Genomic DNA, 17,033 nt, shown 5'->3' on the forward strand with positions numbered 1-17,033 from the left:
CTCTATCTACACAATTGTTCAATAATCTCTTTTTCCTGAGGATACCTAACGACCAGTTCTTCTTTCCGGGCCAGTTCGAAATCTTTATATTCGAATCCGGGAGCGACGGCACAACTTACTAACGTAAACCCTTTCGGTTCTTTCAGGCGGGCAGCAAACCAGGTATCAGGTTCAACAGTGATCTGCAACTGTCCTCCCTCCTGATCCGAAAGTTCACGACAAACAAGTTGTCCTTTTTCGAAAGAATAAATATGTAAAGGTTCGCCTTTATGGAAAAACCAGCTTTCCGGAGATTGAATACGGTGAAAAGCCGAAAAGTCCGCCTCTTCCAACAGATAATAGATCGTTGTCAATACTCTGCGGTCGGATGGATATCCGGGAATAGGTTTCCACTTGTCCGGACGATATACTTCCTTAAAATAACCACCCTCCGGATGCGGAGACATATTTAGTTTTTCAATCCAATAAGAAGAATCCTTGCTACGATCCATAAGCTATATATCTTATTATTTATGACGACGAACACTACGAATAGTACCCGTCTTTTCTGTTCTTAATTTATACCCCAAAGATAATCCAAATGTAAATGTACGGTCACGTATTCCATCCGATAAACAGGTAAAACTAGGTAAATAAGCGATATTAAATCCTAATTGCATATTCCTGAAGTCTTTCCGGATGCCACCCACACATTTCAAACCGAACAGGACAGGATGAATGCCATCCAGCTTTTCTTTTGTCGACTTATAATCTGAAACTGTATCATCAAAATCCGAATAGGTTGTTACTACCGATTTCAAATTAAAATCGAGTCTGGGCCCCACTCCGATAAAAAAAGTATAACCGTCACGACTTGTTTTCTTAATGTCGAAAGTTGTACTCAATGTAAGATAATGTAACTTATCTTTTTCTGTAATCCTCCCACTCCATTCAGACCCAGTTATCGAATTATAAGGTATTTTCACCTGACCGCCTCTTCGGATATAACCGATATTTGTGGATAAATTATACCAGCCTTTATCCAAATACTGATACCCTAACGACATCTGATAGGGATAAACCTTATTCGTACTGGCTTTTTTTGCTCGCATAGATGTTATGCTAAAACCGTTTTCCAACGTTATCACTTGTGCATTTCCCTTTACGGCAATACATAACAACATACACACCAACCATACACAACTCTTATTTTTCATAATCTTCATTTAATTCGTTATGAGAATTAAACGAGAGTCGGAACAATTTCGTATGTTACCCCTCTATATTTAGGACGACTATAGGGGATTTTTTATTATACAGGCAAAAACAGGGTCTCTACAATTACGCGCAACTGGTATTTCATGGCCTGCCACATTCAGGACATTCACGTCATCACTTTTCCCACTCATATCTTTTGTTTTTACACCAAAAGTAGACGAGTAGAAACAAGTCCGGAAATTATTGTGACAAACGGAAGGATTCCTTTGACGAATGGTTTATTATTCTTTAATTTGTTGAGACATGCGAATTTATTCTAAAAAGCTATTCATCCTCAAATTCTTTCAATTCCTCCAATCCTTTTTCTATGGTTTCTATAGATTTCTTATCCACATATTTATAACATAAATAACCGATGCAAACACCAAACAACACGCCTATCGCATCTACAATCATATGATAAAGGCTACGGTAATGATGATGTATGAAAAAGATAGAAACTATTACTATCAGAGCGACCAAAGGCCCCACAAACATTCCGCAGCGCTGTATTTTTCTGAACTTTATACACCATGCCATAGCCTCACAGATAGATAGTTTATTCAAATCCAAACGCTCCAGAAAGCGGAAATAACAAATACAGTAAATAAGAACGCTCCCCCCCAGCAATCCGGAAATAATCATTGCTGCCGGACGAATAACCACAATATTTTTCATAATCAACACTAAAATAAACATGACGAAAACAAGGACAATACCTCCCCAGTTCATCCATTTTAATCTTGACAGGGCAGAGTTGGTTCGTGTTACAATCATCTCCTTAATAATCCTTTTATTCAATATCTCATTCTGTGCCAATCGCTCGTTCAGCACATTCCAACCTGCTTTTAATTCTTCCAGTTCCATATTCTTTTTAATTTAACTGTTTGACATGATTCTTAGTTTCTCTTTAATACGATTGAGTTTTACTGCCACATTATTACGGGAAAGTCCGGTAATATCCGCCATCTCCTGATAACTCTTTTCTTCCAGCCAAAGCAGGATCAGTGCACGCTCCAAACGTCCCAGCCGGTTTATCATCCGGTAAAGTTCATGAAGCTGGGCTGTTTTATCTTCTTCTTCCACAAAATCTTCCAAGTCGACCGAAATCGGTACCACTTCCGGTTTGGACTTTGATTTGCGGAAAAAAGAAATACAAGTATTCAGCCCGATACGATACACCCAGGTGGAAGCCTTACACTCGCCCCGGAAGCGGGGAAATGCTTTCCACAGGTTTATCACGACCTCCTGATATAAATCATTCAGATTTTCCGGATCACTTGCATAGATATAGCATACCTTATATATTACCTGCTTATATTCTTCTACAAGTGCGATAAACTCCTTCTCTTGTTGCTGTGCTTTCATTTACTAACAATCGTATTGTTTACTATATCAGTCGTATGCAAAGATGGATAATTACAAGGAAGATGAACAATTATATTATTTATTAACAAAATAAATAAGGCCTATTTCCTGGAAAACTCTACTTTTGTTTCAAATAAGAAACAAAGTTTCATATCAGAAACCATAAAACAATCTAAAAGGACCATGATTACTCAAGAAGAAATACAAGAGAAAAACGCTGCCAAATACAATATTCCAATGCTGGAAAAGAGCTTCGAGCTATTGGAATTTCTGGTTAACTACCCCAGCGGACTAACCATGCAGGAACTCGTTAATTTACTGGATACTCCCAAAACGACCATATACAGGCTGCTCAGCTCCATGCAAGGCATGGGCTACCTGACAAAAGATGCCGATACACAACGGTTTTCATTGTCTAAAAGATTTCTGAAACTGGGACTGGCCGCCTTGGGAGAATCAAATATCGTAGAACAATCATTAGCCCCGATGCGTGCCCTCCGCGATACGATCAAAGAGAGTGTCATGCTAGGTGTCTTTATGGAAAACCGGGTAGTCCTTCTCGAACAGGTTTTAGGGTCACATAATTTCACCTTCCTGTTACGTCCCGGAACAAGTTTTTGCCTGCACGCATCGGCGCCGGGCAAAATATTTTTAGCCTATCTATCGGACGAAGAACGCGAAAAGGCTATGCAAACCATCCAATACACAGTCTTCAACAAACATACGATAGCCAACGAAACACAGATGCGCAAAGAGATCAACCGCATCAGAAAAATGGGGTATGCATCCGACCTGGAAGAAGAAATGGCCGGCGTTCATTGCATCGCCACTCCGATATTCAATCAGTTCGGGACCATCGCGGCCACTATTTGGACCTCCGGCCCATCCGGCCGGCTGGATAAAGAAAAATTCCCGGAGACATCGAAAGAACTGATCCGGACTGCTCGCATTATCTCCGCTAACATGGGGTATATTCCTGAATAAATTCTTACTTTCTTAATATGGACATCATGAAAAGCTACTACAAATTCTTAATTCTTCTGACCTTCCTATTCGGAGGAAGCACATTACTTTCTGCCGAACAAATGAATCCCAAAAAGATTACGCTAACATCTCATGCAAAAGAACAATTAGCAGGAAAACAAATATTATATATAGAACGAGAACAATACGCTCCAGACCATCACAATACAGCAACCATATTTCAAAAAGGAGAAATTAACGAAAACAGCTTCTGCCCAGGAGGAGCCATGAGAATATATGATATCAATACCGGAAATACAACGACACTGATAGAACTGGAAAATGGCGTAATTCGTGATCCTGAATTATCTTTTGACGGTAAAAAGATAATTTTCTCTATGCGGAAAAATAAAGACGATTACTATCATATCTACGAAATTAATATAGATGGCTCCGAATTAAAACAACTCACGTTTGCAGAAGGTGTGTCTGATATTGACCCACTGTACCTGCCTGACGGAGGGATCGTATTCAGCTCTACACGCCAGCCAAAGTATTGCATGTGTAATCGACATATTATGTGTAACCTGTATCGTATGGAAGCAGACGGTGCCAATATCACACAAATCGGTATAAGCACATTGTTTGAAGGGCATTCTACCTTATTGAACGATGGTAGAATCTTATACGACCGTTGGGAATATGTCGACCGTAACTTCGGTGATGCACAAGGTTTATGGACAGTAAATCCAGATGGAACAAAACATTCCATCTATTATGGTAACAATACCCAATCACCAGGTGGAGTAATCGATGCTCGCCAAATACCTGGGACCGACCAGGTGATTTGTATCTTCGGATCATGCCACGACCGCCCTTGGGGAGCACTCGCCATTATTGACAGAAAAAAAGGAGTAGACGGCATTGAACCTGTTATACAAATATGGCCGGAAAATAGCAGAAATTTGATCGGCAAAGGAAATTTGGATTCATTCAAATGGATTGATTACTTCTTTGAAGATCCTTTCCCCGTAAATGAAAATTTCTTTCTTGCATCACGAACAATTTGGACAAAAACCCATAAACAAGCCCCCATAGATTCTAAATCAGGCATTTATCTAATCGGGCGAGACAGTACACAAGAATTACTTATAGAAGGAAGCCGAAGCCTTTTCGATCCAATGATTATCCAAGCACGCCCCAAACCTCATACTATACCTACAAATAGAAACTACACAGACAAAAAAGGAACTTTTTACGTGCAAAACGTATATCACGGTACACACATGAATGGGGTAGAGCCTGGAACCGTCAAATACTTGCGTGTTATCGAATCACCAGAAAAAAAAACATGGACAAAAGATGCCTGGTATGGCCAAGGAGAGCAAGCTCCGGCTGTTAACTGGCATAGTTTTGAAATCAAACGAATCCTGGGAGAAGTTCCGGTGGAAGAAGATGGATCCGCCAATTTTGAAGTACCATCCGGCACATACGTTTATTTTCAGCTGCTTGACAAAAACAAAAAAATGATTCAGTCCATGCGTAGCGGTACAATGGTGATGCCAGGAGAAACAAACGGTTGTATTGGCTGCCATGAAGATCGTTTAAGCACACCCAGCTCTATGGGAGCAAAACCATTGGCACTGAAAAAAAGCCCTGTCAAACTGAACGGCTGGATGGGAAAGGCTGCCAAAAGCTTCTCTTTTATGGAGCAAATTCAACCCATATTAGATAAAAATTGTGTACGTTGTCATGACTTCGACCTCAAAAATCGCGAGAAATTGGTATTAGCGAAAGATAAAAATCCATTTTTTAATGCAGCCTATGTCAATCTATATGTAAAAAAGAAAGTTACCCTTATTGGCGGAGGGCCAGCACAGATACAAAAACCTTACTCTTGGGGATCTCATGCAAGTAAGCTTACTAAAATTATCGATGAAAACCATCACAATATCAAATTATCGGTTAAAGAAAAAGAGACATTTTACACTTGGATGGACCTAAACGGGGTTTATTATCCGGTATACGAATCTGCATTCGATTCAACTCTTGCCGGACGAAGTCCATTGTACGATCACGAAATACGGGAATTAACAGCTTTGACGGGTATAAACATTTGGTTACTCGACTGTTTTTGGAGAGAATTACCTGCACAAATATCTTTCGACCGCCCGGAAGTCAGTCCATGCCTAGACAAAATCAGAAACGACAAGCAGAAATATGCCCGTGCCGTCGAAATCATCCGCACCGGACAAAAGCGGCTGAAAGCTACTCCACGCGGAGATATTGAAAAAGACCTCGTTCCCTGCGAACGGCATAAAGCACAGCTACGGAAATATGCGGAACGTCTAAAGGTCGAACAGCAAAACTGTTCGGTCATCGGACAAGGTAATAAGATTTACGACAAGTAATATAAAGGCGATATACTTCCGCTGAAGGAACTCTTGTCTCCTCATTTCCTTCGTGCAGGCGACAATGGTGCCATCATCTCGGAATTTGGAACATACCAGGATGGGAACGGATTAAAATTCACCAATCAAAAGGCTGTGTTCACAGACGTGCTACGTCCTTAAACAATCAGGTGACCGTATAATCCCGTACGGTCACCGCAAATCCTACCGGTTATTCTTGATCAGGTTCATAAATTCCTCACGCGTCTTAGCCTGCTGGAAGAAACCTGTAAAGTCGGAAGTTGTCGTCAGGGAATTCTGTTTCTCCACACCGCGCATCTGCATGCACATGTGCTGTGCTTCGATCACCACCATGACACCCAGAGGGTCCAACGTTTGCTGGATGCAGTCCTTGATCTGCATAGTCAGGCGTTCCTGGATTTGCAGGCGGCGGGCAAAGATATCCACTACCCGGGGAATCTTGCTCAGCCCCGTAATATATTTCTTGGGAATATAAGCGACATGGGCCTTTCCGAAGAACGGAAGCATATGATGTTCACACAGCGAAAAGAAATCAATATCTTTTACAATAACCATCTGCTTGTAGTCCTCTTCCTGAAACATAGCGGAAGCAAGTACCTTTGCAGGATCTTCGTTGTATCCTTTGGTTAAAAACTGCATAGCTTTTGCTACACGTTCCGGCGTTTTGATCAGACCTTCACGTTCGGCATCTTCGCCCAGCAGGCCTAATATTTGTTTGTAATGGCCGGCCAGTTCTTCGCGTGCCGCCAAGGTCTTGTCGTCTATTTCTTTTGTCATTTCTATAATTATCCGTGTCAGCCACGGGGACAAGTTTCTTATTTTCTTAGTTAATTCAATGGAATTTTTACTTCTTCCCGGACAATATACATTTCTTTTCCGAACGAAGGGAAAGCTGTCATCAACAGGCGTTGCATATGATATGCTTCTTCGTGTGAACGGAAATCACCTACACGCAGTTTCCAAAACGGTGCGGTATAGCTGACATAAGTCGGGACATCAGGGAAAAGTTCCTTGATCTTCTTTTCTTTTTCGAACGCTTCATCTTTCGACTTACGTTGGCTATTTCCGGAAAACACCTGTGTCCGGAATCCCTGTATCTTCAGGAAGGCAGTACTATCCGTCTTCTCTACATTATCACCATACAGGCGTACTCCCACCATTTTACGAAGGGCCTCCGGCTGATTGACAATCACCTCGCCTTTACCGGGCTTCGATGTTTGCAGGTCGTCAAAGATCGTCTGTGCCGATCCGTCGACACTCGTTTGTGCTGACGCCCCGGTCACACAAACCAGTAACATAAATAAGAAAGTGATACAAGGAGAATTCTTCATTGTGATTTATTTTTATGTTCAAATCGGGAGGGAAAGAGCGTTTGCCCTTTCCCTACAGGATAATGTCATTAAAATGCTTCAACGATCGGCATGAATTTATCAACAGCCAGAGAAGCACCACCGATCAGACCACCGTCTACGTTCGGTTTAGAGAACAATTCTTTTGCGTTACCGGCATTAGCGCTACCACCATACAGGATTGTGCAGTCGTCAGCCACTGTGTTACCATATTTTGCAGCCAGTGTAGCACGGATATGAGCGTGGATTTCTTCAGCCTGTTCAGCAGAAGCAGTCTTGCCTGTACCGATAGCCCAAACCGGTTCGTAAGCCAGAACGATCTTACCGAAATCTTCAGCAGAAAGGTCGAACAAAGATTCTTTGATCTGAGCGTCTACCACTTCGAAGTGTTTGCCGGCTTCTCTTTCTTCCAGTACTTCACCGATACAGAAGATCGGGGTCAGACCGTTAGCCAGAGCCAACTGAACTTTAGTTTTCAGAATCTCCGGAGTTTCGTGATAGTAAGCACGTCTTTCAGAGTGACCCAAAATTACATATTTAGCACCTGTAGAAGCAACCATAGCAGCAGAAACTTCACCGGTGTAAGCACCTTTTTCTTTGTCAGCACAGTTTTCAGCAGCTACACCGATTTTATCAGTATCGATAGCAGCAGCGATGCTTGCCAGGTGAGTGAACGGAGTACCGATGATTACATCACAGTTGATAGCTTTGCCTTTCAGGGCTTCATTTAATCCTTTTGCCAATTCCAGACCTTCCTGAAGAGTTGTGTTCATCTTCCAGTTTCCTGCAACAATATTCTTTCTCATGATTTAATTAATTAAATATATAAATACAATAAAATCTTTTATTCAGCCTTCTCTTTCCGTCTCCGGCGGAATCGGAAAAAGTCATATACCCAAACGAGCAGCAAAGGTACGGTAAAAGTCAATAAAATGGTAATAAGCCAGCCATCTTCTTTTTCTTTTGTTTCACTCAGGTTCAAATGATCTTCGATCTCAGCCTTTACATGTTCCTCGTCCGGGATATCGTTATAATGCCATTTGCCCATCACAGTACCGTCTTTCAGCAGTACCAGCCCCGGGTTAGAACGGATGATCGTCTTCAATAATACTTCGTCGGCCATACGGAACGGATATTCGGCACCGGTATTGTCGCTCCATTCATCGATCATTTCAGGAGAGGAACCGGTCACACAATAGAATGGCATTTCATATTCCAGCGCATAATCATACACTCCGTTTATCTCGTCGATCTGTTCATCATCCGCCTTTTCCAGTTTCGGAGCGATCAGCAGCAGAACCGGCTGCGGATTATGTAATATTTCATCGGTGACATCGTCTCCTTCGGCATTATAGATATTAAAAGAAGCCACAGGAGGTTCATACCCTTTCTTTATCAGTTCGGTCTTCGACTCAACAAATGTCCAGGCACTGTCATTTTGCGGATAGTTTTCCAAAGAAAATTCTTTCTGTACGCCATCTTTCTCATAGACAAAAGTATATTTATACTCATCTTCGGGAGCGCCATCGGGTATTGCCATTAAAGAAGGGATATTTGCCCCGATCTTATACGGACGAAAATCCATGACCGGCAGATGATTGTAATTCCAGTAAGCAAACCCAATGCAGAAAAAGTAAGAGAACAACGCTACGAACCAGTAAACTTTATAAGTAAAACACTGGAACATCTTGCCGCAGTTCATGAACACCATAATAGCAGCAGCCGAAAGAACCAGGTTCTTAAAAAACGTCTCCCAATTCGTAATAACGACTGCATCCCCGAAACAACCGCAGTCGGAAACCGGATTGAATATCGCAAGATACAACGTCAGCGGCGTCATGAACGCCATAAAAAGTAAAACAAGGAAAGAGTTGTAGCGGCGGTATACCCCTAACAACATACAAACACCCATGGCAAACTCGGCAGCCGAAAGGGCAAAAGATGCCAGGACAGTAAAAGGCTGCAACATATCCAACCCGAAAGAAGTCAGATAGTCGCCTATCTTAATTGCGCCTCCCATCGGATCGACCGCCTTTACAAAACCGGAGAAGATAAACACGACCCCGATCAGCAGACGGCTGCACTCTGTCAGTATCTTTATTGCAGTCTCTTTATAGTTCATATATTATTCTTCGCCATATTCGAGTTTGATCAAACCGAACAGGGCGTAATTAATCATATCCATATAATTGGCATCCACACCTTCCGATACGATCGTCTTGCCACCATGGCTTTCTATCTGTTTGGTACGGTAGATCTTCATCAGGATCAGATCGGTATAGGAACTGATACGCATGCTGCGCCAGGCTTCATCGTAATCATGGTTCTTGGCATACATCAACTCTTTGGTTTCCGTTATGTACTTATCGTACAATGCCAACGCTTCCTCATTCGTCATATCGGTCGTATCCGAAAAACCTTTTGCCAACTGGATCAGTCCGATCACTCCGTAATTAACGATCGCAACAAACTCCGGACGTATCCCTTCGTCCACCATGCTCACCCCTTTTATCTCGAGGCTGCGGATACGGTTTGCCTTAATAAATATCTGGTCGGTCACAGACAGGGGACGCATAATCCGCCAGGAGGGACCGTAATCTTTCAACTTCTTTTCGAACAACTCCCGGCATTGGGAGATCACTTTCTCGAATTGCTCTTTCGTATCAGCCATATACTAAATATATTATGCCGCAAAGATAGTAAAAAAACAACAAAGGCACAGATGAAGTTTCCATCTGCGCCTTGCCTTTATCTTAAAAATAACTTATTTACAGCGGATGGAACGACCCAGTTTCAAAACAGTAGTTTTGGATATACCATTCATTTCGCACAACTTGCCAACTGTTGTTCCGTATTTAGCAGCCAGAGCACCCAAGGTATCACCACTCTTAATGCGGTGGTAAACAGGTGTTGCTTCCTGATCAGCACTGACATTTCCAGTCAGAGAGGCAACCGGAGTGGCAGCTTCTACAGTTGTAGTCTTAACCGCTTTTGCTACAGTTTGCGTATTTGTCTTTTTGGTTGCAGATTTAGCTGCTACAGTCGCTTCTTTTCCGGCACTACAACGGATTGACTGACCTAAACGAAGCATAGAAGTACTCTTGATGCCATTCAAACGGCAAAGCTCATTAACTGTCGTGCCATACATGCGGGCAATCTTACCCAGTGTATCACCCGATTTCACACGGTGATAAACCATCTGGTCACTTGAAGAAGTATAAATATTACTCTTACGCCCGTTAATCTTTATATTATGGAATACATAAACATCCTGATGAGGAACTGAGTTTTCGAAATCAATAATGTCGGCCGGATTGATAGCCTGTCCCAGGAAGCGGGTTTCGAAATGAAGATGAGAACCGGTAGAACGTCCGGTGTTTCCTCCTAATGCGATCGGATCGCCTGCACGAACAATGTCGTTTACATCAACAAGTGATTTGGATAAGTGACCGTAAACTGTTTCAAGTCCGTTCGGATGGCGAACCACCAGGTAATTTCCATATCCGCGACGTTCGAAATTACGGATACGTACCTTTCCGTCAAATGCTGCACGGATCGTATCGCCTACCTGAACCTTCAGGTCTATTCCTTTATGCATACGACGACGACGGGGACCATATTTAGAGGTAACGCGCGTCATTGTATCGATAGGAAGAATAAATGTTGAACAATCTATAGCGCAGGAATCCGGCATTTCAACTTTAGCTCCTCCACGGAAAGGATCTACCCAACGGGTGTCCCAGTTCGATCCGTACAATTCATCTGCAGGAAACAGAAGGGCTTCATTGGCAGCAAGAGATTCATCAACTCTTGCATTGATCTCTGCCAGTTCTTTCAAACCCATATCTTTACGGATGGTAACACGGTCAGCCATCAGTTCGGATACGCGTTTATCCATTTTTACTATATGTATAGTTTCTTTTGGAGTATCTGTCCCTGTTTGTTTCTGAGCTGATACAGCCGAAACCATAAAGGAAGTACAACAAATAAAAAGTAGTGCTCTTATTTTCATTTTTATCATTTTTCGAAATGGAATCCAGAAGTAAAATAAGCTGTGAAACAGACCCTATTTTTTACAAATTGACCAAAGTTCGTTATTTTGAGCAAGTTGACAAAATTCAATCCGGAAAAATTTCCGCAATGAAAGTGAAGAAATTCAAAACGACGCACTATTCTTTCTGAAATACAAACACTTACACAAAAACATGTTTCACAACATATTAGCTAATCATACTCCAGTTTATCTTCCGGGTAAAGAGTGTTTTTAACCTTTCGTTCAAAATCCGGTTGGGTTCGGACAGTAATTCGGGGTCTTTGTCCAAGACTTCCTGTGCGATATCCCGCGCATATTGCAATATCTGCCCGTCAGCAGCCAGGTTCGCAATCTTCAGGTCAAGCCCTTCCCCGCTTTGCTGGGTTCCTTCCAGATCTCCATGTCCGCGAAGGTGCAGGTCGGCTTCTGCAATCTCAAAACCGTTATTGCTGTTCACCATTATCTCCAGACGCTTACGGGTATCGTTGCTCAGCTTATAAGAAGAGACCAGGATACAATAGGATTGTTCCGCACCACGTCCTACCCTGCCGCGCAACTGGTGTAATTGTGACAGACCGAAACGTTCGGCACTTTCAATCACCATCACAGAGGCATTCGGAACATTCACCCCTACCTCGATAACAGTTGTTGCCATCAATATCTGCGCTTCGCCGGTAATAAATTTCTGCATTTCGGTTTCCTTGTCCGCTACTTTCATTTTCCCATGCACCATGCAAACTTTATATTCGGGAAACACCTCTTTAAATGTTTCGAAACCGTCTTCCAGATTTTTATAGTCCAGCTTCTCACTTCCTTCAATCAGCGGGTAAACAACATACACCTGGCGCCCCAACTGGATTTCCTTACGCAGAAAATCATATAACTGGGCTTTTTTATTATCGTAACGGTGCACTGTCTGGATAGGCTTGCGACCGGGGGGTAACTCATCAATAACGGAAACGTCCAGATCACCATACAAAGTCATGGCAAGTGTCCGGGGAATAGGAGTAGCCGTCATCACCAATACGTGAGGGACAACTGCATTCTTTTTCCAGAGGCGTGAACGTTGTTCCACACCGAAACGATGTTGTTCGTCAATAATAGCCAACCCGAGTGAAGAGAATACCACAGTTTCTTCAATCAGGGCATGCGTTCCTATCACGATCTGTATTTCACCGCTGGCAATGGCCGGAAGTATTTTATTACGCTCCTTCTTTTTCGTCGATCCGGTCAATAAGGCAACACGAATATCCATATCTTTCAGGAATTCCATCACGGTAGCATAATGCTGGGTTGCCAGTATTTCCGTCGGCGCCATCATGCAAGCCTGACAATGGTTATCGACAGCCAGCAGCATGGAGAGTAAAGCGACCAACGTCTTTCCGCTTCCCACATCTCCCTGCAACAGACGGTTCATCTGCCGCCCGCTCCCCATATCGGCACGGATCTCCTTCACCACCCGTTTTTGTGCACCGGTCAGTTCAAACGGAAGATAATCTTTATAGAATGTATTAAAGTAATTCCCGACAGTGGGGAATACGATTCCTTTCAGCTTCAACTTCCGCAGACTGGCTGTACGGAGGATATTCAACTGTATAAAAAACAGTTCGTCGAACTTCAAGCGCAACTGTGCCTGTCTCAGCTTCTCCGTCGACTCCGGAAAATGGACATTACGGATCGCTTCCTTCAACGGCATCATCCGGATACGCGACAGGACATCTGCCGGAAGTGTTTCAGGCAATATCCAGTTCAAAGAACTCAGTAATGTATATTGCAGATTCTGTATCGCCCTCGAATTAAGGAACGACTTTTTCATTTTTTCCGATGTATTATAGAAAGGTGTCAGACCGGCTGCCACCTGGTCTGCCTGATCCATCGGATCGATATCGGGATGGGGAATATTATAAATATGTCCGAACTCGGTCGGTTTGCCGAAAACAATATAATCTGTCCCCGTTTTGTATTTATCGGTCACATAATTAAGACCTTTGAACCAGACGAGGTCGATCGTCCCGGTGCCATCGGTAAATTTAGCCACCAATCGCCGGGTTCGCCCTTCCCCCACCGTGTCATAATACAGAATACGTCCTTTCAGTTGGATATAAGGCATATTTCCCGTTATTTCGGAAACCTTATAAAACCGGCTACGGTCGATATATTTATACGGGAAATAAAACAACAAATCCTCATACGAAGATATTCCGGCCTCTTTCCGTAATATCTCCGCTTTCTTCGGGCCTACACCCGGCAGATACATAAGGGATCGTTTGTCTAAATCAAGCATAGCTGTCTATTTCTGTCTATATAATTCACAAAACATAATCGTCATCGCCTTTATCTTCAAACTCATCAATCCATTCCTTCAATTTTCTTTGTAGTAAGCTTTTATTCGGAAGATATAGCGCATATTCCGTTGCATAAATATTTGCATTCTCTGGTAGAGTGAGTTTGACTAAAGCATCATTTTTCTCCTGACAAAGCAAAATACCAATCGTCGGTTTCTCAAAATCCATCTTTACATAACGATCAAAGAAATTGACATACATCTGCATTTGTCCTAAATCCTGATGTGTTAATTTATCAACTTTCAAGTCTATGAGAACATAGCATTGTAACAATCGATTATAAAAAACCAAATCAACAAAGAAATGTTGCTCGTTAAAAGTAAAACGCTTCTGACGCGCTTCAAATAAAAAACCTTTTCCTAACTCCAATAGAAAGTCTTGCAATTTTCCTATGATCGCATTTTCAAGCTTACTCTCACTATAAGCAGCATCTATTCTCAACCCCAAAAATTCCAAAGTCAATGGATTCTTTATTATATCAGATGATTTCTCTAATGTCTGCCCTTCTATTGCCAAACGCATTACCTCGTTCTTGTTTCGGCTTAATGCTAATCGTTCATATAAACTTGATCCAATTTGTCTACTTAATTGTCGTACACTCCAATTCTGTTTGCCGCATTCTATTTCATAAAAATTTCGTTCTTCAGGATTTTCTATCCGCATAAGAACAAGATAATGTGACCAGCTAAGAGTAAACTGGACGGTCTGCCCTGATAAAATCTCCGTTTCAATTGGCTCAACACTGTTGAGCTTATTAGAATAAGTTACATAAAACTGTCTGATTCTCTTCAAATTCGGGTAAGAATATCCATTGCCAAATTGTTGCGAAAGCCTATTTGACAATTCTTTCAATGTAGCTTTACCATACTCCGCACGAGAAGCTCCCTGCTGTTCTTCTTCCACAATATAACGTCCTATTTCATAGTTTGTATACACCATAGCCACATTTATAGCTGTAGCTAGTTGTCTACGAGTCGACTCTATCAACATAGAGATTTTATCATATAAAACCTCTATTGTTTGCGAATTTGACATCTCTGAATCTTTCATATTTCTTTACGGATTTTTCAATAGTACAGCATCGGTCTGAATCGAACATAGCTGTCTATTTGGACAGCGAATTTATCATTTTTATGGGCATTATGCAAATAAGAAAACAGAGTATCTCACATTTTCAGTAAGATACTCTGCTTTTATTACAATTTGAATTTGTATCCGACATATAGTCCAAACAGGAACTCCTGTTCATTTATACAGTTCTGGAAGCAGTTAACGCCGACAAAGACTCTTTTCATTTCAACACTGACTTCTGCCGTAGCACCTACCTGAACTTCCGGCCCCGTACCAAAATAAGCGCCTCCATTCAGACGAAGATTTGCCTTTTCCTTCAATGGAATGTGGAATGATGCATAAACCGGGATATTAAAATCAATATCCCATGTATCCGAATTGCCGATTGCCGACCTATTTGCCGTATGCAACAACACCCCGGTCTGAATTGAAAATAATGTTGATTGCGGAAAGTTTATATAGGCTCCCGCATGAAGCCCCCATACATCTCCACCCATTATACCGGTACGTGCCTCTATATCAGCGGCCTGTACACAATTAAAAACAGAGAACAATGCAATAACAATTAATACCAGTGTCTTTTTCATCATATATTCATTTATTTACAAAGTGTAAACGGGATAAATACAGATATATTACAATCGGAAATTTGTCCCTTCCTGAACTTCTCGGTATCTATCGTATTTGTAAAGCCTAACCGGTAGTTCACAGAGATATCGATCTTATTATTGATATTATAACCGACTTTCCATAAAAGCGGAATATCAAACTTCTTCCCGTCGGAAGCCACATACCAGGTAGGCTCCAGTCCTAGACCTGCATATAAGCCTTTCACGATCTTATAATTAACGGAAGAAGACAAGGCGAGTGAAAGATTCGCATCGTTCGCCTCAACACGACCTGCATCAGACCTGACATCTTTCGATTTAAACATTTTGGCATTAACCAGCGGATCAATATCATAGAACCACCGGGTATGTTTCTTGTCTTCAATACGGAAACGATAGCCCAGCTGTAAATTAAACTTGTAATCTTCAAAGAGTTTTGTCCCCTTAGCTACTTTTTCAATAATATCGGGATTCTTCATATTGGGAGCTACATTTCTGTCAAATCCCAAACCACCCCCTACCAGTAAACCTGTTCTCAACTGTGCATGGCTACTCATAGCCACCAAAAGAAAAAGAAATAATAAATGCTTTTTCATACGCCACATTATTTAATTAATAAATAAACACAATCAACATCTCGCAAATATCACTACAAATATTCCTTCGTTTGCAAAACTAAGAATAAGTTTTAAACTTATCGATTAATCACACAGAAAAAGCACATACACATTAAGAAAATAAAGAGATATAGATTTTTCTGTCAAAAGTAAGAAAGTGTGTCAAAAGTCACGATCCTGTCATCCCGGGCTTGACCCAGGATCGCATACTAAGCGCTATAATCAGTGTAGTATGAGTTGGCGGATCAAGTCCGCCATGACAAAACAGACTTTTGGCACCTCCTTTGATATAAAACAGATTTCTCTTACAAAGAGAATTTATAACCAACAGAAATACTGGCTGTTCTGTTTTTCATCTTATGAGTTGAAGTTTTATAACTTGGAGTATCAAAACCAGACCATACTTTCTTTAGTCCCAGATCATAAGCAAAAGAAATGACAAAATCAGATATTTCACCAGACAGTCCAAAACGCAGTCCGGAGTCAAAACGATCAAATGCTTTGATTTCCGTATCTACAAATCCTTCTTTTTTAAAGTCTTTAAATGGATTATCCCAGGTTTCAGCGGGGCGAGTACTTCCACTTTCATCTGAAACAATAATATCAAGATCACCAGAACCAACTACACCACAGGCAAAGTATGTTCCAATAGAAGGCACCAAATGTACCTTTTCCATTAAAGGAATCCGATAACCGACCATTAAAGGAATCTCAAGATACCCCAAATGGATATTAGCATGCCTTAATACAGACGAATAATTATATCGATCCCATAATCCGGAAGCACCTTTACTCGAATAAGATAATCCGGATTGTAGCATAACTCCATTCTTAAACAAATAGTCGACAGAAACTCCTCCTGTAACATCTACGTTATGTGAATTGGCAATAATAGCCAAAGAAGAAACATTCATTCCAATTTCTGCCCCCAAACGAAATTGAGCACTCATTTTTGCTGCACTAAAAAGAATTAGTACAAGCATGATGTAAAATTTTGTTTTCATACAATTT

At 41.5% G+C, this 17,033-nt stretch carries 17 protein-coding genes; 2 read left to right on the forward strand and 15 right to left on the reverse strand.

Translation table 11 applies throughout. The features are described from left to right. Positions 1-2: 2 nt before the first annotated feature. From HMPREF1535_RS06235 to HMPREF1535_RS06250, 4 genes are all read right to left on the reverse strand, one after another. On the reverse strand, positions 3-491 hold the full coding sequence (locus HMPREF1535_RS06235; protein WP_010801497.1) for a cupin domain-containing protein: 489 nt from the start codon (positions 489-491) through the stop codon (positions 3-5). Positions 492-506: 15 nt separating this feature from the next. Further along, a complete protein-coding gene (locus tag HMPREF1535_RS06240) occupies positions 507-1,196 on the reverse strand; it encodes an outer membrane beta-barrel protein (RefSeq protein WP_046146440.1) in 690 nt (229 codons plus the stop codon). 325 nt (positions 1,197-1,521) lie between these two features. Then, complete coding sequence (locus HMPREF1535_RS06245) at positions 1,522-2,103, reverse strand: hypothetical protein (protein ID WP_046145612.1); 582 nt, start codon at positions 2,101-2,103, stop codon at positions 1,522-1,524. Positions 2,104-2,115: 12 nt separating this feature from the next. Beyond that, positions 2,116-2,604, reverse strand: a complete 489-nt coding sequence (locus HMPREF1535_RS06250; RefSeq protein WP_007655744.1) for an RNA polymerase sigma factor — start codon at positions 2,602-2,604, stop codon at positions 2,116-2,118. A gap of 183 nt (positions 2,605-2,787) precedes the next feature. On the opposite strand from HMPREF1535_RS06250, the gene HMPREF1535_RS06255 reads away from it, so the two are divergent. Beyond that, positions 2,788-3,588, forward strand: a complete 801-nt coding sequence (locus HMPREF1535_RS06255) for an IclR family transcriptional regulator (RefSeq protein ID WP_007655746.1) — start codon at positions 2,788-2,790, stop codon at positions 3,586-3,588. Between the two features lie 26 nt (positions 3,589-3,614). Beyond that, complete coding sequence (locus tag HMPREF1535_RS06260; protein WP_007655748.1) at positions 3,615-5,978, forward strand: HzsA-related protein; 2,364 nt, start codon at positions 3,615-3,617, stop codon at positions 5,976-5,978. Between the two features lie 204 nt (positions 5,979-6,182). On the opposite strand, the gene folE is transcribed toward HMPREF1535_RS06260, so the two are convergent. The 11 genes from folE to HMPREF1535_RS06315 all read right to left on the reverse strand — a co-directional run bounded on the left by folE (position 6,183) and on the right by HMPREF1535_RS06315 (position 17,026). Beyond that, on the reverse strand, positions 6,183-6,776 hold the full coding sequence (folE, locus tag HMPREF1535_RS06265) for a GTP cyclohydrolase I FolE (protein WP_010801487.1): 594 nt from the start codon (positions 6,774-6,776) through the stop codon (positions 6,183-6,185). Positions 6,777-6,826: 50 nt separating this feature from the next. Then, complete coding sequence (locus HMPREF1535_RS06270) at positions 6,827-7,330, reverse strand: cell division protein (protein ID WP_046145613.1); 504 nt, start codon at positions 7,328-7,330, stop codon at positions 6,827-6,829. Positions 7,331-7,398: 68 nt separating this feature from the next. Next, positions 7,399-8,154, reverse strand: a complete 756-nt coding sequence (gene tpiA / locus HMPREF1535_RS06275) for a triose-phosphate isomerase (protein WP_007655752.1) — start codon at positions 8,152-8,154, stop codon at positions 7,399-7,401. A 38-nt stretch (positions 8,155-8,192) separates the two neighbouring features. Continuing rightward, on the reverse strand, positions 8,193-9,470 hold the full coding sequence (locus HMPREF1535_RS06280; protein ID WP_007655753.1) for a BT_3928 family protein: 1,278 nt from the start codon (positions 9,468-9,470) through the stop codon (positions 8,193-8,195). Positions 9,471-9,473: 3 nt separating this feature from the next. Next, a complete protein-coding gene (locus HMPREF1535_RS06285; RefSeq protein WP_007655754.1) occupies positions 9,474-10,019 on the reverse strand; it encodes a DUF1599 domain-containing protein in 546 nt (181 codons plus the stop codon). A gap of 93 nt (positions 10,020-10,112) precedes the next feature. After that, entirely contained in the window at positions 10,113-11,360 is a 1,248-nt protein-coding gene (locus HMPREF1535_RS06290; protein ID WP_007655755.1) for a M23 family metallopeptidase, read from the reverse strand. Between the two features lie 208 nt (positions 11,361-11,568). After that, entirely contained in the window at positions 11,569-13,665 is a 2,097-nt protein-coding gene (gene recG, locus HMPREF1535_RS06295; RefSeq protein WP_046145614.1) for an ATP-dependent DNA helicase RecG, read from the reverse strand. 25 nt (positions 13,666-13,690) lie between these two features. Continuing rightward, positions 13,691-14,776 (reverse strand): PDDEXK nuclease domain-containing protein, encoded by a 1,086-nt coding sequence (locus HMPREF1535_RS06300; protein ID WP_046145615.1) that lies wholly within the window; start codon positions 14,774-14,776, stop codon positions 13,691-13,693. Positions 14,777-14,922: 146 nt separating this feature from the next. Beyond that, positions 14,923-15,387: a hypothetical protein gene (locus tag HMPREF1535_RS06305; protein WP_235438339.1), complete on the reverse strand. Its 465-nt coding sequence runs from the start codon at positions 15,385-15,387 to the stop codon at positions 14,923-14,925. An 8-nt stretch (positions 15,388-15,395) separates the two neighbouring features. Next, the gene (locus HMPREF1535_RS25050; protein WP_052716663.1) at positions 15,396-16,001 is read right to left on the reverse strand and encodes an outer membrane beta-barrel protein; all 606 of its coding nucleotides are present in this window, start codon (positions 15,999-16,001) and stop codon (positions 15,396-15,398) included. Between the two features lie 326 nt (positions 16,002-16,327). Continuing rightward, entirely contained in the window at positions 16,328-17,026 is a 699-nt protein-coding gene (locus HMPREF1535_RS06315) for a porin family protein (protein WP_082150348.1), read from the reverse strand. Between the last annotated feature and the right edge of the window lie 7 nt (positions 17,027-17,033).

The organism is Parabacteroides goldsteinii DSM 19448 = WAL 12034 (assembly GCF_000969835.1).
Classification (GTDB): domain Bacteria; phylum Bacteroidota; class Bacteroidia; order Bacteroidales; family Tannerellaceae; genus Parabacteroides; species Parabacteroides goldsteinii.